At 73.7% G+C, this 25,594-nt stretch carries 23 protein-coding genes; 9 read left to right on the plus strand and 14 right to left on the minus strand.

Annotated features, from left to right (window positions below; genetic code table 11):
* Window positions 1–39 precede the first annotated feature (39 nt).
* Complete coding sequence (locus tag O7622_RS21570; protein WP_282309996.1) at window positions 40–198, plus strand: hypothetical protein; 159 nt, start codon at window positions 40–42, stop codon at window positions 196–198.
* On the opposite strand, the gene O7622_RS21575 is transcribed toward O7622_RS21570, so the two are convergent.
* The 7 genes from O7622_RS21575 to O7622_RS21605 all read right to left on the minus strand — a co-directional run bounded on the left by O7622_RS21575 (window position 158) and on the right by O7622_RS21605 (window position 10,125).
* Window positions 158–1,312: a glycosyl hydrolase gene (locus O7622_RS21575; RefSeq protein WP_282309997.1), complete on the minus strand. Its 1,155-nt coding sequence runs from the start codon at window positions 1,310–1,312 to the stop codon at window positions 158–160. The two genes, O7622_RS21570 and O7622_RS21575, sit on opposite strands and share 41 nt — an antisense overlap.
* The gene (locus O7622_RS21580; RefSeq protein ID WP_282309998.1) at window positions 1,306–3,054 is read right to left on the minus strand and encodes a glycosyltransferase family 2 protein; all 1,749 of its coding nucleotides are present in this window, start codon (window positions 3,052–3,054) and stop codon (window positions 1,306–1,308) included. The genes O7622_RS21575 and O7622_RS21580 overlap by 7 nt, the downstream gene beginning before the upstream one ends.
* A 225-nt stretch (window positions 3,055–3,279) precedes the next feature.
* On the minus strand, window positions 3,280–4,386 hold the full coding sequence (locus tag O7622_RS21585) for a glycosyltransferase family 39 protein (protein ID WP_282309999.1): 1,107 nt from the start codon (window positions 4,384–4,386) through the stop codon (window positions 3,280–3,282).
* Between the two features lie 206 nt (window positions 4,387–4,592).
* Window positions 4,593–6,917: a glycoside hydrolase family 3 N-terminal domain-containing protein gene (locus O7622_RS21590; RefSeq protein WP_282310000.1), complete on the minus strand. Its 2,325-nt coding sequence runs from the start codon at window positions 6,915–6,917 to the stop codon at window positions 4,593–4,595.
* 39 nt (window positions 6,918–6,956) lie between these two features.
* Window positions 6,957–7,823, minus strand: coding sequence for a carbohydrate ABC transporter permease (locus O7622_RS21595; RefSeq protein ID WP_282310001.1), 867 nt, complete (start codon window positions 7,821–7,823; stop codon window positions 6,957–6,959).
* Window positions 7,820–8,818 (minus strand): sugar ABC transporter permease, encoded by a 999-nt coding sequence (locus tag O7622_RS21600; protein WP_282310002.1) that lies wholly within the window; start codon window positions 8,816–8,818, stop codon window positions 7,820–7,822. The genes O7622_RS21595 and O7622_RS21600 overlap by 4 nt, the downstream gene beginning before the upstream one ends.
* Window positions 8,815–10,125 (minus strand): extracellular solute-binding protein, encoded by a 1,311-nt coding sequence (locus O7622_RS21605; protein ID WP_282310003.1) that lies wholly within the window; start codon window positions 10,123–10,125, stop codon window positions 8,815–8,817. The genes O7622_RS21600 and O7622_RS21605 overlap by 4 nt, the downstream gene beginning before the upstream one ends.
* Window positions 10,126–10,261: 136 nt before the next feature.
* Here O7622_RS21605 and O7622_RS21610 point away from each other — a divergent pair, with 136 nt between their 5' ends.
* Both O7622_RS21610 and O7622_RS21615 read left to right on the plus strand, forming a co-directional pair.
* Window positions 10,262–11,266 carry a LacI family DNA-binding transcriptional regulator gene (locus O7622_RS21610; protein WP_282310004.1) on the plus strand — a complete coding sequence of 335 codons (1,005 nt, stop codon included), beginning with the start codon at window positions 10,262–10,264 and terminating at the stop codon, window positions 11,264–11,266.
* A gap of 208 nt (window positions 11,267–11,474) precedes the next feature.
* Window positions 11,475–12,668, plus strand: coding sequence for an endo-1,4-beta-xylanase (locus O7622_RS21615; RefSeq protein ID WP_282310005.1), 1,194 nt, complete (start codon window positions 11,475–11,477; stop codon window positions 12,666–12,668).
* Between the two features lie 69 nt (window positions 12,669–12,737).
* Here the strand turns inward: O7622_RS21615 and O7622_RS21620 are convergent, their stop codons facing one another.
* From O7622_RS21620 to O7622_RS21635, 4 genes are all read right to left on the minus strand, one after another.
* Window positions 12,738–13,298 carry a DUF5872 domain-containing protein gene (locus tag O7622_RS21620; RefSeq protein ID WP_282310006.1) on the minus strand — a complete coding sequence of 187 codons (561 nt, stop codon included), beginning with the start codon at window positions 13,296–13,298 and terminating at the stop codon, window positions 12,738–12,740.
* A 37-nt stretch (window positions 13,299–13,335) separates the two neighbouring features.
* On the minus strand, window positions 13,336–13,854 hold the full coding sequence (locus O7622_RS21625; protein WP_282310007.1) for a hypothetical protein: 519 nt from the start codon (window positions 13,852–13,854) through the stop codon (window positions 13,336–13,338).
* Between the two features lie 67 nt (window positions 13,855–13,921).
* A complete protein-coding gene (locus tag O7622_RS21630; protein ID WP_282310008.1) occupies window positions 13,922–14,635 on the minus strand; it encodes a hypothetical protein in 714 nt (237 codons plus the stop codon).
* Complete coding sequence (locus O7622_RS21635; RefSeq protein WP_282310009.1) at window positions 14,628–15,239, minus strand: RNA polymerase sigma factor; 612 nt, start codon at window positions 15,237–15,239, stop codon at window positions 14,628–14,630. Before O7622_RS21635 ends, O7622_RS21630 begins: the two co-directional genes overlap by 8 nt.
* Before the next feature lie 40 nt (window positions 15,240–15,279).
* On the opposite strand from O7622_RS21635, the gene O7622_RS21640 reads away from it, so the two are divergent.
* On the plus strand, window positions 15,280–16,854 hold the full coding sequence (locus tag O7622_RS21640; protein ID WP_282310010.1) for an FMN-binding glutamate synthase family protein: 1,575 nt from the start codon (window positions 15,280–15,282) through the stop codon (window positions 16,852–16,854).
* Here the strand turns inward: O7622_RS21640 and O7622_RS21645 are convergent.
* The 3 genes from O7622_RS21645 to O7622_RS21655 form a co-directional block, all read right to left on the minus strand.
* A complete protein-coding gene (locus tag O7622_RS21645) occupies window positions 16,851–17,753 on the minus strand; it encodes a hypothetical protein (protein ID WP_282310011.1) in 903 nt (300 codons plus the stop codon). The genes O7622_RS21640 and O7622_RS21645 overlap by 4 nt on opposite strands.
* Window positions 17,750–18,958, minus strand: coding sequence for a DUF916 domain-containing protein (locus tag O7622_RS21650; protein ID WP_282310013.1), 1,209 nt, complete (start codon window positions 18,956–18,958; stop codon window positions 17,750–17,752). The genes O7622_RS21645 and O7622_RS21650 overlap by 4 nt, the downstream gene beginning before the upstream one ends.
* 95 nt (window positions 18,959–19,053) lie before the next feature.
* Window positions 19,054–20,553, minus strand: coding sequence for an HtaA domain-containing protein (locus O7622_RS21655; protein ID WP_282310014.1), 1,500 nt, complete (start codon window positions 20,551–20,553; stop codon window positions 19,054–19,056).
* Between the two features lie 189 nt (window positions 20,554–20,742).
* Between O7622_RS21655 and O7622_RS21660 the strand changes: the two genes are divergently transcribed.
* The 5 genes from O7622_RS21660 to O7622_RS21680 are packed head-to-tail and all read left to right on the plus strand — an operon-like array spanning window position 20,743 to window position 25,547.
* Window positions 20,743–21,582, plus strand: a complete 840-nt coding sequence (locus O7622_RS21660; protein WP_282310015.1) for a hypothetical protein — start codon at window positions 20,743–20,745, stop codon at window positions 21,580–21,582.
* A complete protein-coding gene (locus tag O7622_RS21665) occupies window positions 21,579–22,610 on the plus strand; it encodes an ABC transporter substrate-binding protein (protein WP_282310016.1) in 1,032 nt (343 codons plus the stop codon). The genes O7622_RS21660 and O7622_RS21665 overlap by 4 nt, the downstream gene beginning before the upstream one ends.
* The gene (locus tag O7622_RS21670) at window positions 22,607–23,710 is read left to right on the plus strand and encodes an iron ABC transporter permease (protein ID WP_282310017.1); all 1,104 of its coding nucleotides are present in this window, start codon (window positions 22,607–22,609) and stop codon (window positions 23,708–23,710) included. The genes O7622_RS21665 and O7622_RS21670 overlap by 4 nt, the downstream gene beginning before the upstream one ends.
* Window positions 23,707–25,245 (plus strand): heme ABC transporter ATP-binding protein, encoded by a 1,539-nt coding sequence (locus tag O7622_RS21675; protein ID WP_282310018.1) that lies wholly within the window; start codon window positions 23,707–23,709, stop codon window positions 25,243–25,245. Before O7622_RS21670 ends, O7622_RS21675 begins: the two co-directional genes overlap by 4 nt.
* Window positions 25,242–25,547, plus strand: a complete 306-nt coding sequence (locus O7622_RS21680) for a DUF2470 domain-containing protein (protein WP_282310019.1) — start codon at window positions 25,242–25,244, stop codon at window positions 25,545–25,547. The genes O7622_RS21675 and O7622_RS21680 overlap by 4 nt, the downstream gene beginning before the upstream one ends.
* Window positions 25,548–25,594: the final 47 nt, after the last annotated feature.

A 25,594-nucleotide genomic window follows, 5' to 3' on the forward strand; every position in this document is an offset into this window, starting at 1 on the left:
CTGTGAGGCTGGCTTGGTCGGTCCGTAGGTGATGGGCTGATGTCGGCAGCGGTGGGCGTCCCGGCGGACCGGGCGGTGGACCGGCTGCGGCCGGCCGGCGTGATGGCCGGCGGCACCCCCGCCGGCCGTCGTACCTGCGCTTCGGCGGCGGCCGGGATCAGGGCCCGGTACGCGGCCGCACCGCCGGTGACCAGGTGACGTCGTAGCGCGCGGCGGCCACCGCCTCGGCGAACGCGGTCGCCGCCGCCGGTGAGCCGGCGATGCGCCAGTCCTTCTCCTTGTCCACCTCGAACCAGATCAGCCCGATCAGACCCGGATAGCGGGGCAGGGCGCGGAACGTGTCCCGGATCCACCGGGCCTTGTGCCCGGCGGCGTCGGCGGCGCCGGTCTCGGTGACCACGAGCGGCTTGCCGGTGGCCTTGCGGATCTCCGCGATCGTCGGACCGAAGATCTGGTCGAACGACCAGTACGTCTTGGTGAACGCACCGCTGCCGTAGTAGCCGGTGACACCGACCCAGTCGACGTACTCGTCGCCCGGGTAGAGGCCGGTGAGACCGGCGGTCGTCTTGTCCCAGCGGGCGTTCGGGCTCCACACCCAGGTGACGTTCGTGGCGCCGGCCTCGGCGAAGACGTCGTGCACGTGCCGCCAGGCCCGGACGTAGTCGCCGGGGCGGTTGCCGTTGGCCCGCTCGCACCAGGGGTACCAGTCGCCGTTCATCTCGTGCGCGAAGCGGATCGCCACCGGGTAGCCCAGCGACCGGACGCCCTCCGCCCAGGAGCGCAGGTAAGCGTCGAAGTCGCCGCGCGCGATCCGTGCCAGCCGGTAGTCCGGCTGGGTGGCGCGCAGCCGGTCGATCTGTCGGTCGGTCAGGTCGGTGCGGCGGGCCGCCCGGTCGACCGTGTGGTCCCACGGTTCCCAGCCGAGCATCGGCATCATGCCCCGCTCGGCGATCCGGTCGAACAGGCCCCGGTCGAACGCGGCCGACGCCCAGTCGGCGCCGAAGAGCATCACCTGCGGCGACCGCCCGGCCGCCTCGGCGAACCGGTCGACCGGCGCGAAGTCGTACGGTCCCTCGTCGGTCATCACCCCGAAGAACGCCTGCCCGGCCGGCGGGAACAGGTCGCCGCGCGGGCTCGGCACGGCCGCCGCCGGCACGTCGGTGCTCGCCTGCGGCGTCGCCGGGGCGGGCCGCCGCGCCGAGACGTCGGTGCCCGGGTCGCGCCACGCGCCCGGCGCCACCACGAAGGCGTACGCGAGCAGCAGCACTCCGGCCAGCGCCAGGCCCATCCGGGGCAGCGTCGGCCTCAGCACGGCACACCACCCTCGGCCACGGTCCGGGGCACCACCTGCGGATCCCGGGTCACGCCGGCGAGCCGGTCCCGGCGCGCCCGCAGACTCTCCACCCAGGAGATCAACGGCGGCGCGAGCCCGGTCAGCAGCGTCAGCGCCGGCCAGACCCGCAGCAGCGGATAGTCGTGGTCCAGCGCGAAGCTCGCCGCGAGCAGTCCGGCGGCGGCGAGCGCCCAGCACAGGTGCAGCCGGAACGTACGCGGCGACTCGACGGTGCGCAGCGCGCCCTTGGCGGTGACCACGAAGCCGAGCTTGCGGCGCAGCAGGGCGCCCACCGCCGCGGCCACGTAGACCGGTCCGGCGAACAGCGCGAGCGCCATGCCGACCATGCCCACCTCCTCCCGCTCGTGCGGGGCGATGTTGAAGCGGCGCAGCCACAGCCAGAGCAGGAACCAGGTGCCGATGGTGGACCCCCACAGCGTCGCCCAGACCTGCGGGTCGAGGCGACCCGCCTCGACACCGGTCAGCAGGTACAGCGCGGTGGCGGCGTTGCCCAGCAGGAGGCTCACCGCCAGGCTCGGGTAGTAGAACTGGAGCAGCCGGTACTGCCAGCGACGACGGGACGGCAGGTCGCGCGGTGTGCGCAGCTCGCGGCGGAGCAGGATCTCGCAGATCCCGGCCGCCCAGCGCTTCTGCTGGTTGAAGTAGTCCGCCCAGGAGGTCGGTCCCTCGCCGAGCGCCACCACGTCCGGGGTGTAGACGCCCTTCCACCGGTTGCCGGTGGCCGGGTTGACGGCGGCGTGCACGCGGATGCTGGTGAGGTGGTCCTCGATGATCGAGTCCTGGTAGCCGCCGATGGTCCGCCAGGCCGCCGGGCGGTAGAGGTGGCCGGTGCCGGTCAGCAGTGGCGCGTCCAGTCCGTTGCCGCCGCGGGCGATCAGCCCGTTGTAGAGGTACTGCTGCACCGAGGCGCCGTGGGCGACGAAGTTCTGGTGCATGTTGCCGTACACCTGAGGGGTCACCACGAACGCGACGTCCGGGTCGCGGAAGTAGCCGAGCGTGCGTTCCAGGAAGTTCGGCAGCGGCACGTGGTCCGGGTCGACGTTGGCGACCACGTCGTAGCGGTGCTCGTGCTCGGCCCGCCAGGCGTTGTGGTTGCCGGACTTGGTCCGGGCCCGGAACTCGCCGCCGGGCCGGTTGTACTCGGGCCGGCCCTTGCGGGTGAAGTGGCGGACGCCCAGCCGCGCGGCCATCGCCCGGACCGCCGGATCGTCGCCCTCGTCGAGGATCCACACGTCGACGTGCCCGCAGTAGACGATCTCCCGCAGCCGGCGCAGCGTCCGCTCGGCGACCTCGATCGGCTCCTTGCTCGGCACGATGGTGGTGAGCAGGGCGACCCGCAGGCCGACCGGCGGGTCGACCGGCACCGGATCCCGGGCGTGGAAGGCGAAGACCCAGACCACCACGTTCTGCGCCAGGCGGATCAGCTCGACGCCGACGACGACGCAGAACGCGAGCCGGGCGGCGACGGTCTGCCAGCCGCCGAGCCCGACGGCGCCGGGGCCGGGTACGTGCTGGGGCAGCAGCAGCCAGCCGACGAAGACCAGTCCGGCGGCGCTGTTGACGAGCACCAGCAGCGTCAGCACCAGCCGCGCGGCGACCGAGGCGGTGGGCCGGAACTCGACCGCCGCGTCGGGGTGTCGGGGCGGGCGCAGCGGACCGGCGGTGGCGCCGCAGCGCGCGTACGCCAGGCGGGCGCGCACGTTGCGCTGCCGGCGATCCGGATCGTCAGGCGCCCCGGCCGGGGCGGGCGCGATCGGACGGGCGCCCGGCGTCCCGGCCGTCGTGGCGCGGGACGGGCGTGTATCGGCGGCGACGGCCACGTTTCCCCCATGGTCTGCTTCCGGCTCAGGAGCCGCCCGAATGCTAAGCCGACAATCAACCGTAAAATGGGTTAATCAGGCAGACATCGCCCGTTCGTCGACCGGTCACGACGGAAGCCGGGCCGCCACGGCGAGCAGCGCGACCAGCACCAGCACGGCGACGGCCCCGGCGGTACGCGCCCGGGACAGGGCCACCCCGCCGAGCACCGCCCAGGCAGGCACCGTGAACAGCAGGTTCACCGCCGACCAGACCGGCATGGCCTGCGCCAGCGCCAGCAGCCCGAGCGCCGGCACCAGCGCCCAGGCGGTGCAGATCGCGGCGGCGTACCGCAGCGGGAGGCTGAACAGGGCCAGCCCGGCCAGCACGCCGCCGAGCGCGGCGACGCCGAACAGGTCCCCGGGTGTGGCCGCGAGCACCGCGGCGCCGGGACGGGCGCCGGACGCGAGGCGCCCGCCGTCACTCAGGCCGGAGGCGAGCAGCGCGGCGACCGGGAGCAGCCCGAGGGCCACGGCGGCCAGCCACCGGAGAGCACAGCGGCGGCGGAACGCCAGCACGACCCAGCCGTGGCCGGCGAGCAGCAGCAACGCCACCGGCTGGCACAGGCCCAGCAGCAGCACCGCGCCCGCGTAGGGCACGAGTCGCCGGAGACGCGGCCGGTCGAGCGCGGGCACCAGCAGCCAGGTGGCGAGCACGGCGGCGAACACCGCCAGGGCGTACGGCTGCGCCTCCTGCGCGTACCGGATCGAGGCCGGCAGCACCGCGAAGATCGCGCCGGCGAGTAGGCCGGCGGCGGGCGTGGCGATCCGGGTGGCGAGCGCGCCGACGAGCGCCGCGGCACCGACCATGGCCAGCAGGGACGGTACGCGCAGCGCGAGGTCCGCCGCGCCGAACAGCGCCGCCCAGCCGCGCACGAGCAGGTGGTACGGCCCGAGCGCGAGGTCGTCGCCGGTCAGCGCGACGCCGATCCCCGGCCAGGGCGACGTGGCCGCGCGCCGGGTCGCGAGCTCCCCGGCGCTCGGCCCGGACTCCGTGATCCGCGCGGCGCCGAGCGCGCCCGTCAGGACCGCCGGCACCAGCCACGCCGCGATCCGCCACAGGAACACGCCGGTCGCGGCGCGGACGGTGACCCGGCGCGGCCGGTCCTCGCCCCACGGGTCCTCGACCGCGGCGTCCCCGAGCCGGGGCAGGACCATGGTGTCCGCGTCCATCATCGTGACTCACGCATCCCTGTGGGTGCCGGCGACGGGGATCCAGCCGGCCGGGCGGCGAGACGCGACCCGCGCGTGGCGGGCGGCACCGGGAGCCCCGGGTCACGGGCTGGATGACATCCTGGAGCCTACTGAGTCAAAAACGACATAACGTCGATATGCGCTGAAAGGGTCCGCCGACCACCCCGTGGACGATCGGCGGACCCGGCTCAGCGAAGGTGGGTCGTCGTCCAGCGGGGCGAGGCGGCGGTGATCGCGGCGGTGTCGCCGGTCAGCGTCGTCCGCGCCTGGGCGTCACGCCGGGCGCTCGTGCCGACCCAGACGTCGACCTCCCCGGGCTCCACCACCCGGGTGAGCGTGCGGCCGGTGAACGCCAGCCTCGTGGTGGGGACGGTCAGCTCGACGATCACCGAGGCGCCCGGCTCCAGGCGCACCCGCCGGTAGCCGAGCAACTGCGCGACCGGCCGGGTCACCGAGGCGACCAGGTCGCGGCCGTAGAGCTGCACCACGTCGTCACCGGCGACCGGGCCGGTGTTCGTCACGCGCACCGACACCCGCAACGCCCCGTCGGTCGGCACCTCGGCCGGCACTGTCAGATCGGTGTACGCGAACGTGGCGTAGGACAGCCCGTGCCCGAACGGCGCCACCGGAGTCGCCGGCAGGTTGGTGCCGTTCATGCCCTCCCCCAGCTCCGGGTGCAGGTACGAGTACGGCTGCGCGCCGGCCGAGCCGGGCAGGCTGACCGGCAGCCGGCCGGACGGGTTGACCCGCCCGGAGAGCACACCCGCGATCGCCCCGGCGCCCTCCTCGCCCGGGAAGAACGTCTGCACCACCGCCGCGCACCGGGACAGCGCCCAGCCGAGCGCGTACGGGCGGCCGGTGAGCAGCACGAGGACGACCGGGGTGCCGGTGTCCAGCACCGCCTCGACGAGCTGCCGCTGCACGCCGGGAAGCTCCAGGTCGTCCCGGTCGCAGCCCTCGCCGACTGTGCCGCGGCCGAACAGGCCCGCGTGGTCGCCGACCACGAGAACCGCCACGTCGGCGGCGGACGCGGCGGCGACCGCCTCGTCGAACCCGGACCGGTCCGCCGAGTCCACCTCGCAGCCGGCTGCGAAGGTGACCCGGTCGGCGCCGAACTCGGCGCGCACCGCCTCCAGCACTGTCGGCACCTCGAAGCCGGTCTCCACACCCGGGTGGTGGGCCAGCACGTGGTTGAGGAACGAGTAGCAGCCGAACAGCGCGCCCTGCCGGTCGGCGTTCGGGCCGGCCACGGCCACCCGGCGGCCCGCCGGCAGCGGGAGCACGCCCTCGTTGGCGACCAGGACGACCGACTCCTCGGCGAGCCGGCGGGCGATCGACCGGTGTTCCGGCGAGTCGAGGTCGATCGCGCCCGGCGGCTCGTCGTCGAACCTGGCGTCGAGCAGACCGAGTTCCTGCTTCTGGCGCAGGACCCGCAGCACCGCCCGGTCGACCAGCGCCTCGTCGACCTTTCCGGCCCGCACCGTCTCGGTCAGGGTCAGGTAGGCGTCACCGGTGGGCAGCTCGATGTCGAGGCCCGCGCTCAGCGCCTGCACGGCCGCGTCCGCGTTGTCGGCCGCGACGTGGTGCAGCAGGTTGAGGAAGGCGACCCCGTAGTAGTCGGCCACCACGGTCCCGTCGAACCCCCACCGGTCCCGCAGCAGACCGGTGAGCATCGTCGGGTCGGCGGCGACCGGCACGCCGTCGATCTCCGCGTACGAGTGCATGACGCTGCGCGCGTCACCGTCGAGGATCGCCATCTCGAACGGCGGCAGCAGCACGTCGGCGAGTTCCCGGGGACCGGCGTGCACCGGGCCGAAGTTGCGCCCGGCCCGCGAGCCGGAGTAGCCGGCGAAGTGCTTCAGCGTCGCGAACACGCCCTGCGACTGGAGCCCTCGCACGTACGAGGTGCCGATGGTGCCGACGAGGTACGGGTCCTCGGCGATGCACTCGTCGACCCGGCCCCAGCGGGGATCCCGGATCACGTCCAGCACCGGGGACAGTCCCTGGTGGATGCCGAGCGCGCGCATCGTGGCCCCGATCGCCGCCGCCATCTCGGCGACCAGGTCGGGATCGAACGCGGCGCCCCAGGCCAGCGGCGTCGGGAAGGTGGCCGCCCTCCACGCCGACAGGCCGGTCAGGCACTCCTCGTGCACGATCGCCGGGATGCCCAGCCGGGTGCCGGTCACCAGGTCCCGCTGGAACTTCCACAGCCAGGCCGCGCGGGCCGCGGCGTCGACCGGGCGGGTGCCGTAGGCGCGGGTGAGGTGGCCCAGCCCGTGCCGGGAGAAGTCCTCGAGGCGGCCGGTGTCGGCGAACTCGCCCTGCAGGGGCGCGACCGCCTCACCGTCCTCCTTCTCCCAGAACCCGACGAGCTGCGCGACCTTCTCCTCGATCGTCATGCGAGCGAGCAGTTCCCGTACGCGCGCGTCGGCGTCGTGCCCGTCCGGCCGGTCGTGGTCCGAACCTGCCTGAGCCGGTACCGGCCCGTCCACCACCGCGTGGACCTCTGTCATGGTGTGCCTTTCCACTGGTTGTGCTGGTACCGCTGCCGCTCAGCCCTTGACGGCGCCCTGGAGGCCGCCCACGATCTGCTTCTCCGCCAGGGTGAAGAACAGCAGCGCCGGCAACATCGCCAGCGACGTGAAGGCGAGGACGCCCGCGGTGTCGGTGGTGTACTGGCTGGAAAAGTTCTGCACGCCCAGCGGCAGGGTGTGCAGGTTGACGTCCCCCAGGACGAGCAGCGGCAGGAGGAACGCGTTCCAGCTCGCCACGAACGCGAGGATGCCGACGGTGACGACCGCGGGCCGCGACAGCGGCAGCACGATCCGCCAGAGGAAGCCGAGCCGGCCGGCGCCGTCGATGGCGGCCGCGTCCTCCAGCTCCCGCGGGATGGCCGACAGGAACGGCCGCAGGATGACGATCGTCAGCGGCAACGAGAAGGCCACCTGCGGGAGGATCACCGCGTAGTAGGAGTTGATCAGGTTCAGGTCGCGCAGCATGAGGTACAGCGGCAGGATCGCCGCGCCGGCCGGGAACAGCAGGCCGAGGGTGAAGAAGGTGTAGAGCCCCTCACGGCCCCGGAACGTGTACCGGGCGAGCACGAACGCGGCGGCCATGCCGAGCACCACCACGCCGAGCGTGGTGCCGAGGGCGACCACGGCGCTGTTGAACGCCTGCCTCCAGAAACCGCTCTGCGTCAGCACCCGGTAGTAGTTCTCCCAGACCCACGGGTCCGGCAGGCCGGCCGGGTCGTCCACGATCTGCGGTGTGGTCCGGAAACCGCCGACGACGACGTACACGACGGGTGCGATCGACACGGCCGCGACCGCGAGCGCCAGCGCGTACGTCAGCGGCGAGCTCCACTGCACCGGCCGGCGCCCGGCGGAGGGGGCGGGTACGGAGTTCACGGCCACTGTCACTTCCCCTTCCGGGTGATGGCGCCCTCGATGTCACGGCGGAGAAGGAACCGCTGGAACAGCAGCGCCGCGACGAAGGAGATGACGAACAGGATCACGGCCACCGCGTTGCCGTAGCCCCACAGCCGGGCGAAGAAGCCGTTGTCCACCATGTACGTGGCCATGGTGGCCGAGGCGCCGAGCGAGCGCACCGCGGGCACGGAGGTCACCCAGACCATGTCGAAGACCTGCAGCGAGCCGATCATCGACAGGAACATCCAGATCCGGATGGTGGGGCCGAGCAGCGGCAGCGTGACGTGGCGCTGGATCTGCCACCAGCTCGCGCCGTCGATCTCGGCTGCCTCGTTCAGCTCCGGCGGCACGTTCGACAGGCCGGCGAGCAGGAGGATGATGGCGAAGCCGACGTACTTCCAGGTGAGGACGAACAGCAGCGTCCAGATCACCACGTCCAGGTCGGCCAGCCACGCCTGCACCAGCCCGCCCAGGCCGATCGACTGCAGCAGCGCGTCGAGCGTGCCGTTCTCGGTCAGGATCAGCTTCCACATGATGCCGACGGTGACCTCGGCCAGCACGTACGGCACGAACACCAGCAGGCGGAACGCCGAGCGCCCGCGGAAGCGGCGGTTGAGCAGAAGGGCGACGCCCAGCGCGACCGGGCCCTGGATCAGCAGCGACCCGAACACGATGATCGCGTTGTTGCGCAGCGCGTCGAGGAAGATCGGGTCCTGGAAGGCGAGCGTGTAGTTGCGGAAGCCGACGTACTCGGTGGGCGGGCCGACGCCGCGCCAGCGGAACAGGCTGTAGTAGAACGCGAAGCCCATCGGCACCAGCACGAACATCACGTAGACGACGATCGCGGGCGTGGTGAGCCCGATGATCTCGTACCACTTGCGACGGGTCTCGGCGCGGCGGGAGGCGGCCCGTGCGCCGGGCCGGAGGCCCGCCGGCGGCGCTTGCGCAGCGCCGGCGGGCGTACGGATCTGCGATGCGGACGTCACTTGCTTGCGGCCGCCTTCATGGCCGAGACGACCTTCTCGGGTGTCCCGCTGCCGGCGAAGATCGCGACGATCGCGTCGTTCATCGCGGTGCCGACGGTGCTGCCGTAGGCGGTGTCCAGCCAGAGCTGCACGTAGGTGGCGTCGGACGTGGCCTGGAGGATCGACTTCAGGGCCGGGTCGGTGACGCCGTCGGCAGCGCCCTTGGCGACGGGCAGGCCGGTGCCGGTGGCGGCGTAGCCCTTCTGCACCTCGGGGCTGACGAGGTACTTGAGGAACTCGACGCACTCGGCCGGGGCGTTCTTGGCGCAGGCGAACCCGTCGCCGCCGCCGAGGGCCGCCTTCGGGTCACCGGCGGAGCCGGAGATCGCCGGCACCGGGAACCAGCCGAGGAACTTGCCCAGTGCCGCCTTGTCGGTGGCGACGGTGTCCAGGGTGCCGCGGTTCCAGTCACCCATCAGCTCCATCGCGGCCTTACCGTTGGCGAGCAGGCCGTTGGCGCTGGTCGGGTCGTTCTGACCCGGCGTGGCGATGAAGTTGTTCTGGAACGGCTTGGTGTCGATGAAGGTCTTGAGGTCCTGGCCGGCCTTGACGAAGCACGGGTCGTCGAAGTTCCGGTCCTTGGTCGCCGTCTTCAGCGTGTCGACCGAGCAGGCACGCAGCGCGAAGTTGTACCACCAGTGCGCGGCGGGCCACTTGTCACCGGCGCCGAGGGCGATCGGGATGACGTCGACGGCCTTGAGCTTGGTGACCGCGGCGTCGAGTTCCTCGAAGGTGGTCGGCGGCGCCGTGATGCCCGCCTTCGCGAACATGTCCTTGTTGTACCAGATGCCCTCGATGCCCATCCGGTACGGCAGGCCGTACTGCTTGCCTTCCACCTGCCAGATCTCGGCGGCGTTGCCGATGTCGGCGACCTCGCCCTTCACCTGGCCGGTGATGTCCTTGAGGTAGTCGGCCTCGACCTGCTCGCGCATCTCGCCGCCGCCCCACGCCTGGAAGATGTCCGGCGGGTCGTTGCTCAGCAGCGCGGCGGGGAGCCGGGTGCGCTGGAGCTGGTTCGTCTCGATCGCCTCGATCTCGATCTTGACGGTCGGGTGGGCCGCGGAGAAGTCCTTGGCGACCTTCTCCCAGTACGTCTTGCCGGGCCCGTCCTGCGACGCGTTGTGCCACCAGGTCAACGTCACCGGGTTCTTGTACAGCTCGCTCTCGGCGGCCTTCTCCTCCTCGCCACCACCACTGCACGCGGAGGCCAGCAGAGCGCTTGTCACAAGCAGTGCCAGGACGGCGCCAGCACGGCGCTTCATCAGCATGGATGTCTCCTCGACCACTCAGTCGGGTTACCTGCCGGGGAGTTTTACAGGGCCGTAACGTGAAGTCAATCGGTATCGATAACGTTTTCGACATCGTCTTCGATCGCCCCGGGGGAGGCCCTCTATCATCGTCGGCGTGGTGTTCCAGGAGCGCGTCAAGATGTCGGACGTGGCACGTACGGCCGGCGTCTCGGTGGCAACCGTATCCAAGGTTGTCAATGGCCGGTACGGCGTCGCGCAGGCCACCGTCGAGCGCGTCCAGCAGGTCATCCACGAACTCGGGTACGAGGCCAGCCTGGGGGCGCAGAGCCTGCGCAGCCACCGCACGAACGTGCTGGGCATCCTGGTCGCCGAGTTCGAGCCGTTCTCCACCGAGCTGCTCAAGGGCGCGTCCCGGGAGGTCGCCGGCAGCGGCTACCAGTTGCTCGCCTACTCCAGCGGTGACGGCGAGGGCGCGGCCATAGGATGGGAGCGGCGCTCGCTGGCCCGGCTGTCCGGCACGCTCATCGACGGCGCGGTGATCGTGACGCCGACGGTGGTCGAGACCAAGCACGGATTCCACGTGGTGGCCGTCGACCCGCACACCGGCCCGTCCGGCCTGCCCACAGTCGACTCCGACAACTTCGCCGGCGCCGTGCTGGCCACCGGCCACCTGCTGTCGCTCGGGCACCGGCGGATCGCGCACATCAGCGGCCGCCCCGACCTGGAGTCGGCCCGCCTGCGCGAGGCCGGGTTCCGCAAGGCGATGGCCGACGCGGGCCTGGCGGTGGACGAGCGGCTCGTACGGATCGGCGGGTTCCGCACCGAGAGCGCCGCGAGCACGGCCGCCGAGCTGCTCACGCTCCCCGACCGGCCGACCGCGATCTTCGCCGGCAACGACCTCTCGGCGATCTCCACAGTGGACGTCGCCCGCGGCCTCGGCCTCGGCGTACCGGACGACCTGTCGGTCATCGGCTTCGACAACATCCCGGAGTCGGCGCTCGTCGACCCACCGCTCACCACGATCCGGCAGCCGCTGCAACGCATGGGCGCCGAGTCGCTGCGCCTGCTGATCGACCTCATCGCGGGCGTCGAACGGGACACGCACATCCAGCTCCCCACCGAGCTGGTCGTCCGGGCCTCCTGCCGCCCGCTGCGCTGAGGCGCCACCTCACCCCTCCGATCCGGGTGATTGACGGACGGCTATCTGCCTCCGTAATGTTTCGGGCTACTTCCGGAAGTCAGACCGGAAGTTTCGGAAGCCCGCACCGTCCGTCCACCCGGGCGCCCGCCGGTCCGTTCCATGCCGCGGCGTTCCCGGCACCGCCACCGCCGGCCCCGGCCGCGCGTACCCTCCGAGAGGAACGACCATGAAGCTGAGACGTTGGCTCGCCGCCGGCGCCGTCGCCGTCATCACCGCCACCGCCCTCAACGTCGTCCCCGCGACGGCCGGACGGCCGTACGACCCGGCCGCGCAGAGCCTGCGCGAGCTGGCCGAGCGCCACGGCCTGTACGTGGGCACCGCCGTGGACATGGCCGCCCTCAACGACACCGCCGAGCCGCGGTACCGCGAGCTGGCCGCGTCCGAGTTCTCCACTGTCACCGCCGAGAACGTGATGAAGTGGGAGAGCCTCGAACCGACCCGGGGCACATACAACTGGGGCCCGGCCGACGAGCTGGTCGACTTCGCCCGCAAGAACGACCAGCGGGTCCGGGGCCACGTGCTGGTGTGGCACAACCAGCTGCCGGCGTGGCTGACCGGCGGCGTCGCGGACGGCTCGATCAGCAAGGCCGAGCTGCGCCGGATCCTGCGCGACCACATCACCGCCGTGGTCACCCACTTCAAGGGCAAGATCTGGCAGTGGGACGTGGTGAACGAGGCGGTCAGCGACCCCTGGGACACCCCGTCCACCCTGCACTACAAGGGGTTCTGGGCGCAGAACCTCGGACCGGGCTACATCGCCGACGCGTTCCGCTGGGCCCGCGCCGCCGACCCGAAGGCGCTGCTGTTCTACAACGACTACAACATCGAGGCGTTCGGCTCCGGCAACCCGGCCGACGACAAGACGCAGTTCGTCTACGACATGGCCCGTGACCTGCGGGCCAGGGGCGTGCCGATCGACGGCGTGGGCGCACAGGGCCACCTGGGCACCCAGTACGGCAACTTCAGCACGCTCCAGGTGGCCGCGTCCCTGCGCAAGTTCGCCGGGCTCGGGCTGGCCACGGCCCTCACCGAGGTGGACGTGCGCAGCCAGATCACCGAGGGGGTGGAGGCCGGCGACTCCGCGGAGATCAACCCGCGCCTGCAGGCGTCCGCGGCGAACTTCAGCGTGCTGATGCAGGCATGCCTGGCCGAGCGGCACTGCCTGTCGTTCACCCTCTGGGGCTTCACCGACAAGCACTCCTGGGTGCCCGGCGCGTTCTCCGACCCGCCGGAGGGCCTGGCCACCGTCTACGACGAGAACTACCAGCCGAAGCGCGCCTACCACGAACTGAAGGCCGACCTGATCTTCTCCGGTCCGCCGTACGTGCTGCCGCGCATCCCGCAGCACCCGCGCCGCTAGACGACTGGTGCACCACGGCGGGGCCGGTCCGGTGACCGGCCCCGCCGCCCGTGCCCGGCCGGTACGCGCTCACGCCGCCCGGCGCCGGCCCAGTTCCGACTCCAGCCGCCCGACGAGCGTCTTGCGGGCCTTGCCGCCGCGTTCCCGGCGCAGCGCCGCGCCGAGCTGACGGGTGTCGAGGCCACGGACCAGCTTGACCGCCTCGGTCACCGGCAACTCGTTGATCTGCTCGGCGGCCGTGGCGTCCCGGCGGGCCTGCTTCGCCGGACCGGTGTTCGGCACGTACTGGCGGCCGGAGCGCGACGCACGGCGCTTGCGGGTGTCGGTGGCGCGCCGCTCTTTCTCCGACAGTTCCTCCCACGCCTTCTTGGGCAGGTAACGGCGGGTTTCGCCGCCGTTGCGGGCGCGCGTGTCGCCGCTGCGGGTCTGCCACTTCTCGCCGCCCCAGCGTTGCAGCGAGCGCTGCCGTGCGTCCTTCGGGCCCTCGAATCCCCCGCCGGCCTTCTTGTACTCGTTCGTCAGCAGCTGCGACTTGCGGGCCGACCACTGCCCCGGCCGTCCGCCCTTGTCGGAGGCGCGGATCTCGGCCTTAAGGCGCTCGCGCAGTTCCGGCTCGGTGTACTTCGCCATGACGCAGCGTTACCCGGCCCGGCAGCGGCCATGCCAGTCAGCCGGACGCCGGCCGGTAGACCAGATCCATCGCGTCGGTGCGGCCGGACCAGTCCAGCCGCAGCCGCCAGCACCCGGCGGCCGGCAGGTCGACGATGGACGGCCCGGGTCCGCCCTCCACCTCCCGGACGACTGCGGTGTCCGTCCCGTCCCGCGTCGCGGTGATCACCAGCGGGGTCCGCGGCCCCGGCTCGGACCGGCCGGGCTCGGGGCGCGCCACCCAGAGGATCTTGTTGTTCGCGCCGTCGCCGCGCGCGTGCACCAGCGGGTACGCGAACAGGATCGCCACGATGTCGCCCCCGGTGCCGAAGACGTGCCGCACCCGGGTGTCGCCGGTGAATCCGGCGTCCGCCCAGTCCGGCAGCCGGCCGGTCTCCAGCCGCTCGGCGCAGGCCGCCGGCGCGGCCGGTCCGGTGGCGGGCGTGGTGCCCAGGGCCGTGTCGGGCGCGCCGGCCGGTTCGGTGCACCCGGCCAGCAGCAGGACCGGCACCAGCAGGACTCTTCTCGGAACGGACATCCGGCCTCCCCCGTCGACGACTCTCGTCAACACGACACCGCCCGGCGCCCCGGGGTTCCCGCCGACCTCACTCCAGTGAGGACGCGACGTCCAGCGCCTGTTCGCGGGTCAGGTCGCCCTCCAGCCGGTAGCTCACCCCGGCCCGCTCCCAGATCAGCGTGGCGGCGGACAACCGCGCGGTCGCGACCCGTTCCGTCCCCGAGCGGTCCACGTACGCGAGTGCGTGCGGCCCACCGACCCAGATCGCGAACTCGCCACCGACGTGGGTGAGCGTCACGTCCGCCCCGGCCGACCGCTTGTGGAACACGATGTCGAGCGAGCCGTCGAACGCGTCCAGCCGTACCGCCCCGTCCCGGTAGAGCAGGCTGACGACCCGGTGGGCGCTGGCACCGTCCGGATCGGCGACGAGCACGCGTTCCGGCGGGCCGAGGCGGGCCGGAACGCGGATCGGGAAGCGGACCTGCCGCTGCGCCTCGGCGAGCGCGACCTGGTGCTGCGCGGGCAACGGCGAGGGCGTACCCGTCGGTGGCGGGGCGGGTGCGGTGTCGATGACGACCCCGGAGAACCGCAGCAGCCCGGTCACCGCGTCGGCGACCGCGGCCCGCCCCGGCGGCAGCGCCGCCACCAGCAGGACGGCGAGGGTGCCGGCCAGCACGTACCGCCACCGGCGGCGCGGCGCGGGCGCGTCGATCCGGGCCCGGACCCGCGCGGCGAGGTCGGGCGTACGCGCGGGCTCCAGCCAGCCGGTCAGCTCACGCAGCTCCCGTTCCAGGTCATCCACGGTGCGCCACCTCCCGGTCCAGCAGGGCACGCAGCTTCGCCAGTGCCCGGTGGGTCCGTGACTTCACCGTGCCCCGGGGCAGCCCCAGCACTGTCACCGTCTCGTCCTCGCCGAGGTCGAGCAGGTAGCGGCAGACGATCACCTCGCGGTCGCGGACGGGTAACCGCCGCAGCGCCCCCACCAGCGCGGCGCGGCGCTCGGCCGCCAGCACGGCGTCGAGCCCGTCGTCGCCGGTGACCGCCGCGACCGGCTCCGCCGCCGCCACGCGCAGCGTCAGCCCGTCCCGCCGGGTCCGGGTACGGTGCAGGTTCCTGGTCTCGTTGGCGACGATCGCGAGCAGCCAGGACCGGAACGACGCCTCGGCCCGGTAGCGGGACAGTTTCCGGTACGCCTTCACGAACGCCTCCTGGACCACGTCCTCGGCGTCCGGACCGGCGCCGAGCAGCACCGCCGTCCGGTACGCGGACGCGGTGTGCCGGGCGACCAGGGCGTCGTACGCCTCCCGGTCGCCGGCGCGTACACGGGTGACGAGTTCGTCGTCGTCCAGGGCAGCCTCCGCCGTCGGTCCGCTTTCATGACACCGCCCGGGGCGGCCGGGTTCCATCAGGCGTTTGACCGGGTGCCGGGCCGGAAAGAGTGGCGGGATGAGCTGGGCGAGAAAAGCCGTACCCGCAGCCGTCGCCGCCGTCGCCGCGCTGGCGGCGCGGGACCTGCTGCAACGCGACCACGCACTGCGCCGCAACTTCCCCGTGCTGGGCCGGGCGCGGTACCTGATCGAGTCGATCGGCCCGGAGCTGCGGCAGTACATCGTGGCCGGCAACGACGAGGAGCGGCCGTTCAGCCGCGACCAGCGGCGCTGGGTGTACGCCTCGGCCAAGCAGGAGAACAACTACTTCGGTTTCGGCACCGACAACGACATCGAGCACACCTCCGGCTATCCGATCATCAAGCACCGTACGTTCGGCCGGGCGGTCCCGCCGTCGGCGCCGACCGCCGGGCACGACGTGACGCTGCCCTGCGCCAAGGTGCTCGGCGCGGCGCGCGGCCGGGCGCACGCGTTCCGGCCGGAGTCGGTGGTGAACATCTCCGGGATGAGCTTCGGGTCGCTGTCCGGCAACGCGGTGGAGGCGCTCAACCGGGGCGCCGCACTGGCCGGCTGCCTGCACAACACCGGCGAGGGCGGGCTGTCGCCGTACCACCGCAACGGCGGTGAGCTGGTCTTCCAGCTCGGCACCGCGTACTTCGGCTGCCGCGACGAGCAGGGCCGGTTCAGCCTGGAACGGCTCAAGGACCTGGTGGCGTCGGCACCGGTACGCGCGCTGGAGATCAAGCTCAGCCAGGGCGCCAAGCCGAGCCTCGGCGGCCTGCTGCCGGCGGCGAAGGTCTCCGCCGAGATCGCCGCCACCCGGGGCATCCCGGCCGGCCGGGACTGCGTCAGCCCGTCCCGGCACGCCGAGTTCTCCGACTGCGACAGTCTGCTCGACTGGGTGGAGCTGCTCGCCGCCGAGACCGGCCTGCCGGTCGGCATCAAGTCCGCCGTCGGTGACCTCGGGTTCTGGGAGGAGCTGGCCACGCTGATGCGCGACACCGGGCGCGGCGTGGACTTCGTGACCATCGACGGGGGCGAGGGCGGCACCGGCGCCGCGCCGCTGATCTTCAGCGACTCGGTCTCGCTGCCGTTCCAGCAGGGCTTCTCCCGGGTCTACCGGACCTTCGCCGAACGCGACCTGCACGAGAGCGTGGTCTTCGTCGGCGCCGGCAAGCTCGGCCTGCCGGACAACGCCGTGGTGGCGTTCGCGCTCGGCGCCGACATGGTCAACGTCGGACGGGAGGCGATGCTGGCGATCGGCTGCATCCAGGCGCAGAAGTGCCACACCGACACCTGCCCGACCGGCGTCGCCACGCAGAACACCTGGCTGGCCCGGGGCCTGGACCCGGCCCGCAAGTCGGTACGGGCCGCGAACTACATCCGTACGCTGCGCCGCGACCTGGTCAAGGTGGCCGAGGCGTGCGGCGTCGAGCATCCCGGGCTGATCGGCACCGACTCGGTGGAGATCCTCGACGGCCGGACCTCGTCGATCCCGCTGGACCGGGCGTTCGGCTACCGGCCGGAGTGGGGGATGCCGTCGGCAGCCGACCGAGCGACGATCGTCCGGCTGATGACGGGCGAGGCGCCGCAGGGCGGCAGCGCGCCGCCCTCACCCACCGCCGTCGGCTAGCCGGTCTCCTCGGCGGTGCGGTGCCGGCCGCGGCGGCGCGGCGGGCGCGCCCGGAGCACGATCGGCGCGGCGACCAGGACGGCCGCCACGCCGAACAGTCCCCAGGGGTGGCGGCTGGTCTCGACCACGAACGCCACCGGCCGTTCCGGCAGGTCGACGCGGCCGTGGAGTTCGTGTGCACCGAGCACGGCGACGTCCACCGGCACCGGGATCTCGTACGTCCGGACCTGACCGGCGCCGATGGTGCCCAGGGGCGGGGCGGCGACGATGGTCTGCGCCCGTCCGGGCCGGCCGAACAGCAGCGTGAACGTCGGGTCGACCACGTCGGCCGGGCCGGGGTTGCGCAGCGCGACGCGTACGGTGAGCGTCTCGGGCAGCCCGAACCATTCCCGCAGCGGGTGGCGGCCGGCGACGCGCAACTCGTCGAGGTGCAGTCGCGGCGTGGCGGCCGGCGCGGGCGCCGGGGCGGCGGTCACGCCCCGGACCGGCAACGCGGCGGTGGCCTGGACGGCGCCGGTCAGGGCATGCGCGTGCAGCACGCAGGGACAGGCGACGGGTGGTGCCGCCAGCACGATCGGGGCCGCCGTCGTGCCCGCCGGCACCTGGACGGTGGTGGCCTGCTCGTTGGCGCAGTCGAGCGCGCCCCGGCGGGCGTCGTTGCCGCAGACAGTGAGGTGGACCGGGCCGGACGGCCAGCCGCGCATCGTGACGGTGACCCGCTGCCCGACAGTCAGCGGGCCGGACGGCACGACGACAGCGGGCCGCGGCGCCGCGGAGGCCGCAGTGAACGACGGCGCGGCCGGGACGGAGACCGCAGTGCCGTCCGGGGTGGACGGCGGTGCCGGGACCGGCGCGGCCAGCGCGAGGATCGCGGCGGCGGCCGGCAGGACCGGGGTCACCGGGCACCGGCCGCCGTGCCGTCCGCCGGGGGTTCGGCCGTCCCGGCGACGGGAGGCCCGGACCTGTCCGCCGGCCCGGCGGGAGCGGCCACGGGCTCGGACACCGACGCCGGCCCGGCGGGTGCACCCGTCGCCGGAGGCTCGGACACCGGCGCCGGCCCGGGCGTGGTGGAGGGTGCGGCCGAGGTGGGACGGCGGCGGCGACGGCGCAGGTAGAGCCAGGCTCCGGCGGCCACCAGTGCGGCGATCAGCAGCCAGGGCGGCGCCCACACGCTCGCGGTGCGCTGCACCGGGGGCAGCGCGGTGTCGACCGTGGTGGGTGCGAGGTCCACCGTCGCGGTCAGCCGCAGCACGGGCGGCACCCCGGTGACCCGCTCGGTGACAGTGAACTCGGCGCCGGGCAGCAGCTCGGGCAGGTCGACCGGGCTGGTCCGGGACAGCGTCCAGCCGCCGGGCCCGTCGACGACCACCGCGCCGGTGCCGCCGACTCGGACGTTGCCGCTGTTGCGGATCCGGTAGGTGACTGTGAGGTCGGCGCGGCCGATCGGGTTGAGCGGGGTGTCGTAGTCGACACGTACCGATTCGACTGTCACGGCGGGGCGGACCTCGCCGGCCACACGGAGGTAGACCCGGGCGGCGATCCGCTGGTCGAGCCGGACCCGCTGCCCGTCGGCGGTCACGCCGTCCTGGGCGACCGCCGCGATCACGCCGCCGGTGTGGTCGCCCGGCGTGGCGTTGCGCGGCACCGTGAGGCGGAACGGGATGTCCGCGCGCTTGCCGGGCTGGACGGTCCAGCTTCGCCGGTCGACGCCGATCCAGGCGCCGACGTCGGTGGCGGCCCGGTCGGAGGGCAGCAGCGCGAAGGCGCCGTCGGTGGTGGTGTACGCGTCGGTGCCGTACACCGCGAAGGTGAGCGGGCGGTCGCCGAGATTCGTGACGCCGACGTGGTCGGTGATCGTGGCGCCCGGAGCCAGGTCGTATGTGAAGTAGTTGCGCCCGGTCGGCCCGCCGGGCCCGGACGGCTGGACCGCCCAGCGGGCGGCGCCGGGGTCGGCGGACGGTGCGGGCCGGGGGGCGGCCTCGCCGGTGGCCGGCGGCCCGAGCAGCACCGCGAGCAGCGCGGCGGCGAGCGCGGCGCCGGACCGCGCGACCCGGCCGGGCGGACGCCGCCGCGCGGCGCGGGTGGAGGGCGTGAGGAGGGGCATACCGTGCTCCGCTGCGAGGTGGTGGCCGGGCGGACGCCGCTGGTGGGGCACGGGCGACGTGCCCGCACCCCACCAGGTCCGACCCGGTCGGTGAATCAGGAGAGGGTCAGGGTGAGCGTGGCGACGTAGTCACCCGCCGCGGCGGACGCCGGCACACCGAGGTTGAGCTCGGCGCCGCAGGCGAAGACGCCGTTGCTGGTCCCGGCGCCGGCCGTGCACAGGGCACGGGCCTCACCGAGACCGGCGCCGGGAGCGGCCACCGCGCCCGGGGTGACGGCGCCCGTGGTGCCGCCCAGCGGGTCGTTCACCACGCTCGCCGTCGGCGCCCAGCCGAGGTAGTTCCCGGCGATGACGCCACCGGCGGCGGAGGTGAAGTCGGAGACCTGCCCGACCAGGCTCCAGCCGGTGCCGGCGCCCCGCAGGTCGGCCACCGTGGCCGTGTTCAGCGGCGCCCGGCCGTACTCGCCCTTGCCGACCGGCGGCAGGGTGACTGTCGCGCCGGCGACGCTCAGGCTGAGCGGACCGCCGGTCACGGTGCTGGTGATCCGCTGCTGGGCCGAGTTCCCGCCCGCCCCGGCCCGGGTGAAGGTGATCGGGGTGAACGTGTCCTGGCGGCGGTCGGCCGAACCGCGGGCGGCGAACGTGATGACGTAGCACTGCACCTCGGTGCAGTCCACCTCGTCGCCGTTGCGGTCGGTGTAGACGGCGCTGATCGGCAGCGTCGTGGTGAAGCTGCCGTCGGCGGCCATCCGGTCCCGGGCTTCGGTCGGCTCGTTGGTCTTGCTCACCCACTTGGTGACCTGGAGGACGCCGGCGTTGGCCCAGTGCTCGTCGACCTTCGGTCCGAACGAGACGTAGATGCCGGCCCCGTTGTTGAAGTCCGGGTCGAAGCCGGTGCCGCGCACGGTGACAGTCGCCCCAGCCGGGTCGAGGCCCTGGGCCGGGTCGACAGTCACCGCCGGGGTGGCGGGTGTGGTACCGCCGCCGGTGGTGAACGTGAACGACACCGGGTCCAGCGCCTCACCGGCGGCGTAGAAGCCGTTGAACGCGCCGGCTCCCGTGCTGGTGAGCGTTGCGGCGAGGTTGCTGCCGGTCACCGTGTTCCCGCTGGTGGCGGGACTGCCGGTGAGGGTGGCGATGGTGGCCTGCTTCACCGACACCGGCTCGGCCATGGTGGTGGCCAGGTCGACGTCCGCCTTCAGCGCGACGGCACCGCCGGAGACGGCGACGGTCGGGTTGGCCAGCGTGATGGTGAACAGGTGCGCCGGGTACGAGAAGACCACAGTCCCGCCGTAGGTGGCGGTTGTCGTGCCGGCGGCGGCGTCGTGCGTGCCGCCGGTCGACGGGAACGTGAACGTCCCGTCGGCGTTGACAGTGGCGCCCTCGCTGACCGCGATCGGCGGGTTCCCGTTGCCGGTATTGACGTAGTTGCGGAAGCTGGCCTTGAAACCCCAGGTCAGGCTGCCGCCGGTGATCTCGGCCTCGGCCGCCGAGGCGGGGCCGGTGCCCACGAGCACGCTCGACACGCCGAGGGCGAGCACCGCCGCCCAGCGCACCGACCGGTGCCGGAGGGCTCCGGCTCTGGATCTGAACATGCTGTTCCTTTCGGGAGGGGGAGTGAGAGCATTAGGTTAGGCAACCCTAAACCGCCGAACGATCCTCGAAGCGTCCCAAGATCTTCAACCGAATGGACCCCTTGCCACCTGCGGCTTTGCCGATTAGGTTAGGCAAACCTAATCTGCACTCGGCCGGTATCCCGGCCCACCTGTCGTGTGAGGAGCCCGATGCGCGCACGGCGCCGCACCATCTGGACCACAGTTCTGCTCACCGCCGCCGTCGTCGCCATGCCCGCGCCGGCCCACGCCGGCACCGCCACCGGCAGCGGCGGTCAGAAGCTCACAGTCACCCCGAGCGCCGGTCTGAGCCGGTCCGGTGCCACCGTGTCCGTCTCCGGCCGCGGCTACGACGTCGGCAAGGGCATCTACGTCGCGTACTGCGTCGACAACGGGCCCGGCGTGCTGCCCACCCCGTGCGGCGGCGGCGCCGACACCACCGGCAGCCTCGGCGCCTCACATTGGATCTCGTCGAACCCGCCCAGCTACGCCGAGGGCCTGACCAAGCCGTACGGGCCCGGCGGCTCCTTCTCGGTGACGATCAAGGTGACCCCCACCATCGGCGACGTCGACTGCACCGTCCGGCGGTGCGCGGTCGTCACCCGCGCCGACCACACCCGCGCCGCCGACCGGTCCCAGGACGTGCGGGTGCCGATCACGTTCGCCGCGGGCGCCACGAGCGCCCCGCCGAAGGCCGGCCCGGCGCCGCAGGCGACCACGCCGGCCGCCGCAGCGCCCCGGGCCACCACCGGTCGGGACGCGCCGGCCCCAGCCGCCTCCGGCAGCGCGCCCGGCGCAGCGGGGGCGGCCGGTGCGACGGGAGCGGCGGGCGCCGCGACCGGAGCCGGGGCGCCGTCGCAGGCCGCGGCCGGCGACCTCCACGTCACACGGGTCAGCGACACCGCCGGGGCCGGACGCGGATGGACCGTCGGGGTGGTGGCCGCCGTACTGGCCCTGGTCGTCCTGCTCGGCCTCGGCCGGTGGCGGCGCCGTCGCGGTGCCGGCCGGTGAGCCGCCCGCACCGGCGACGGGGCCGGAGACCGCTCGTCGCGCTGCTCGCGCTGACCGTGGCGGCGACCGGCTGCGCCGCGCCCCGATCGGGTACGCCGTCCGCCGCCGGCTGCGGGCCGGTCACCGCCACTGTGGACGACGCCGACGTCGACCCGGTCCGCCCGGCGCCCACACCAGCGCTGCCGGCCACCGTACGCTCCGGCGACGGCACGACTGTGACTGTGGACGACGTCAGCCGCATCCTCCCGGTGAACCTGCACGGCTCGATCGGCGAGATCGTCTTCGGCCTCGGCCTCGGCGGCAACGTCATCGGGCGGGACACCTCGACCACGTTCCCCGCCGCCGCGCACCTGCCGGTGGTCACCCCGGGCGGGCACGACCTCTCCGCCGAGGCGGTGCTCGACCTCGACCCGAGCGTGGTACTCGTCGACGACAGCGTCGGGCCGCCCGAGGTGCTGCGCCAGCTCCGCGCCGCCGGTATCCCGGTCGTGCAGGTACGCGCCGAGCCGACCCTCGACGGCGTACCGGCGCACATCCGCGCGGTCGCCGCGGCCCTCGGCGTACCCGAGGCCGGGGAGCGGCTGGTGACCCGAGTGCAGAACGAGACCGCCGCGGCCCGGCGCACCGCCCCGGCGGGCCGGGCACCGCGGATCGCGTTCCTCTACCTGCGCGGCACCGCCGGGGTGTACCTGATCGGCGGCCGGGGCGCCGGTTCCGACGCGATGATCGAGGCGATCGGCGGCGTCGACGCCGGCAGCGCCGCCGGGCTGTCCAAGTTCCGCCCGCTGACCAGCGAGGGACTCATCAACGCCGCACCCGACGTGATCCTGGTGATGAGCGCCGGGCTCGCCTCCGTGGGCGGCGTGGACGGCCTGGTCAAGCTGCCCGGCGTGGCGCAGACGCCGGCCGGGGCGAACCGGCGCGTCGTCGACATGGCCGACGGCACCCTGCTCAGCTTCGGCGTCCGCTCCGGGCGGGTCGTCCAGGCCCTCGCCCGCGCCGTCTACTCGTGCGAGAACCCGTCGTGACCACGCTACGGAGACGGCCCGCGCCCGCCGCCGCCCCGGCGACAGTCACCGGCGGGCCCCGGTCACCCGGCCGCCGGGGCACCGTACTGCTGGCCGGGCTCGGCGCCGCCCTCGTGCTCGTCGCCCTGCTGGCGGCCGGGCGCGGCCAAGTGGCGATCTCCCCCGCGGAGGTGCTCGGCTCCGTACTGCACCGCCTCGGCCTGGACCTCGGTCCGCTGCCGTCGGCGGCGCAGGGCGAGAACGCGCTCTGGATCGTCCGCTTCCCCAGGGTGCTGCTGGCTGCTGTCGTCGGCGCCGCCCTCGGCTGCGCCGGCGCGGTCATGCAGGGCGTCTTCGGCAACCCGCTCGCCGAGCCGGGCGTCATCGGGGTGTCGGCCGGTGCGGCCGTCGGCGCCGCGCTGGCCATCGTCACCGGCGTCACCGTCCTGGGCGGATGGACGGTGCCGCTCGCCGCCTTCGCCTGCGGCCTGGCCACCACCTACCTGGTGTACGCGCTGGCCCGCTCCGGGGGCCGGACCGAGGTGGTGACGCTGGTCCTGACCGGCGTCGCGGTCAACGCGGTCGCCGGATCGGTGATCGGGCTGCTCATGTTCGTCACCGACCAGTCCGGCGTGCAGGCCATCGCGTTCTGGAACCTCGGCAGCCTCGCTCAGGCCAGTTGGACGGCCGTGGGTCTCGCCGCGCCGTGCCTGCTCGCCGGCCTCGCCGTCGCCTGCGCCGACGCGCGCCGCCTCGACCTGCTCGCTCTCGGCGAACCCGCCGCCCGGCACCTCGGCGTGAACGTGGAACGCCTGCGGCTGCGGCTGATCGTCGTCACCGCGCTGCTCGGCGCCGCCGCTGTCGCGTTCACCGGCATCATCAGCTTCGTCGGACTGGTCGTGCCCCACCTGGTCCGGATGGTCGCCGGACCGGGCCACCGGGTGCTGCTGACCGCCAGCGCGCTCGGCGGGGCCGTCGTGGTGATCGGCGCCGACCTCGCGGCGCGTACCCTCGTCGAGCACCAGGAGCTGCCCCTCGGCGTGCTCACCGCGGTCATCGGCGGCCCGGCGTTCTTCTGGCTGCTGCGCCGCACCCGCGACCGGGCCGGAGGCTGGGGATGAGCCGCCCGCGCACACCGCGCCGGTTCGCCGCCGCCCGGCCGCCGCGCCCGGCGCCCGCCGGGCACCTCCGGATCCGGGTGACCGGGCTGCGCGTCGAGCGCGCCGGCCGGACCGTGCTCGACGGGATCGACCTCCGGGTACGCGCCGGTGAGGTGCACGCCCTGGTCGGGCCGAACGGCGCCGGGAAGTCGACGCTGCTCGGCGCGATCAGCGGTGACGTGCCGGCCGCCGCCGGCCGGATCGAGGTCGACGGGCTGCCCCGCGAGTCGTGGAGCGCGGTGGAGCTGGCCTGGCGCCGCGCCGTGCTCACCCAGCGCAACACGCTGAGCTTCCCGTTCACGGTCGGGGAGGTGGTGCGGATGGGCCGGGCGCCGTGGGCCGGGCGGCCCGAGCGGGAACAGGACGACGCCGTCGTCGCCGACGTGCTCGAACGCTGCGACGTCGCCCGTTTCGCGGACCGGCCGTATCCCGCGCTCTCCGGCGGCGAGCAGGCCCGCGCCGCGCTGGCCCGGGTCCTCGCGCAGCGGGCCACCACGCTGCTGCTCGACGAGCCGACCGCCGCGCTCGACCTGCGCCACCAGGAACTGGTCATGCGGATCGCCCGGGAGCGGGCGCGCGCCGGAGACGCCGTGGTCGTGGTGCTGCACGACCTGACGCTGACCGGCGCGTACGCGGACACCGTTACGCTGCTCGGCGACGGGTGTGTCCGCGCCGCCGGCGCACCGCGCGAGGTCCTCACCGCCGCGCTGCTCAGCGAGGTCTACCGGTACGACATCGACGTCGTCCCCCACCCCCGTGACGAGCTGCCGCTGATCGTGCCCCGACGCGGCCGGTCCGGAAGACTGTCAGCCGACGAGGAGAGACAGCAGATGGATACACAGACGTTCGCGGCCCGGCTCCGCGCCGAAACCCGCGAGGCGCACCGGAGCGCCGAGTCCCAGCGGTACGTCTCCGCGCTCACCTCGGGTGAACTCGACGTGGCCGGCTACACCGCCCTCGTCGCCGCGCACCACGTCATATACGAGGCGCTGGAGGGCGTCGCGGAGACGATGCGCGACGACCCGCTGGCCGGCCCGTTCGTCGACGACGCGCTGACCCGGCTGCCCGCGCTCGCCGCCGACCTGCGGTTCCTGCTCGGCCCGCGCTGGCGCGAGGTGATGGAGCCGGTCCCGGCCGCGGCCGCGTACGCCGCGCGGATCACCTCGGCCTGCGCCGGGTCGCCCGAGCGGTTCGTCGCGCACCACTACATCCGCTATCTCGGCGACCTGTCCGGTGGGCGGCACATCGGGCGCTGCGTGGCCCGGAACTACGGGGTGACCGCCGAGGCCGGGGCGTCGTTCTACACGTTCCCGGGGATCAGCGACCCGAGGGCGTACAAGGACGCCTACCGGGCGCGGCTCGACGCGCTGCCGCTGGACGAGGCCGGCCGCGCCGCGCTGCGCGACGAGGTGCTGGTGGCGTACGAGCACAACATCGCGGTCTTCACCGACCTGGGTCGCCTGGTGGCGGCGAGCGGCCGGGAGGGTGCGGCGTGAGCGCCGGGTTCCCGCCGGAGGTGGTCGCCGCCGTCAGCCGGCACATGAACGACGACCACGCCGGGGACGCGCTGCTGATCTGCCGTACGCTCGGCGGCCGGCCGGACGCCACCGCGGCCCGCACCACCGGTCTGGACGCCGACGGCATCGACTTCGCCGTCACAGTCGACGGCACGGAGGCTCCGGTGCGCGTCCCGTTCGCCCACCGCCTCACCGAACGGGCGCAGATCCGCCGGGAGGTGGTGCGCATGTACCGGGAGGCCTGCGACCGGGCCGGTGTACCGCCCCGGCCGGCGGGCTGAGCACCGGGACCTCCGGGGCGCGGAAACCCGGTCGGCTGCCGCACCGC

Origin of the sequence: Micromonospora sp. WMMD1076 (genome assembly GCF_029581475.1) — a bacterium.
GTDB classification, from domain to species: domain Bacteria; phylum Actinomycetota; class Actinomycetes; order Mycobacteriales; family Micromonosporaceae; genus Micromonospora; species Micromonospora aurantiaca.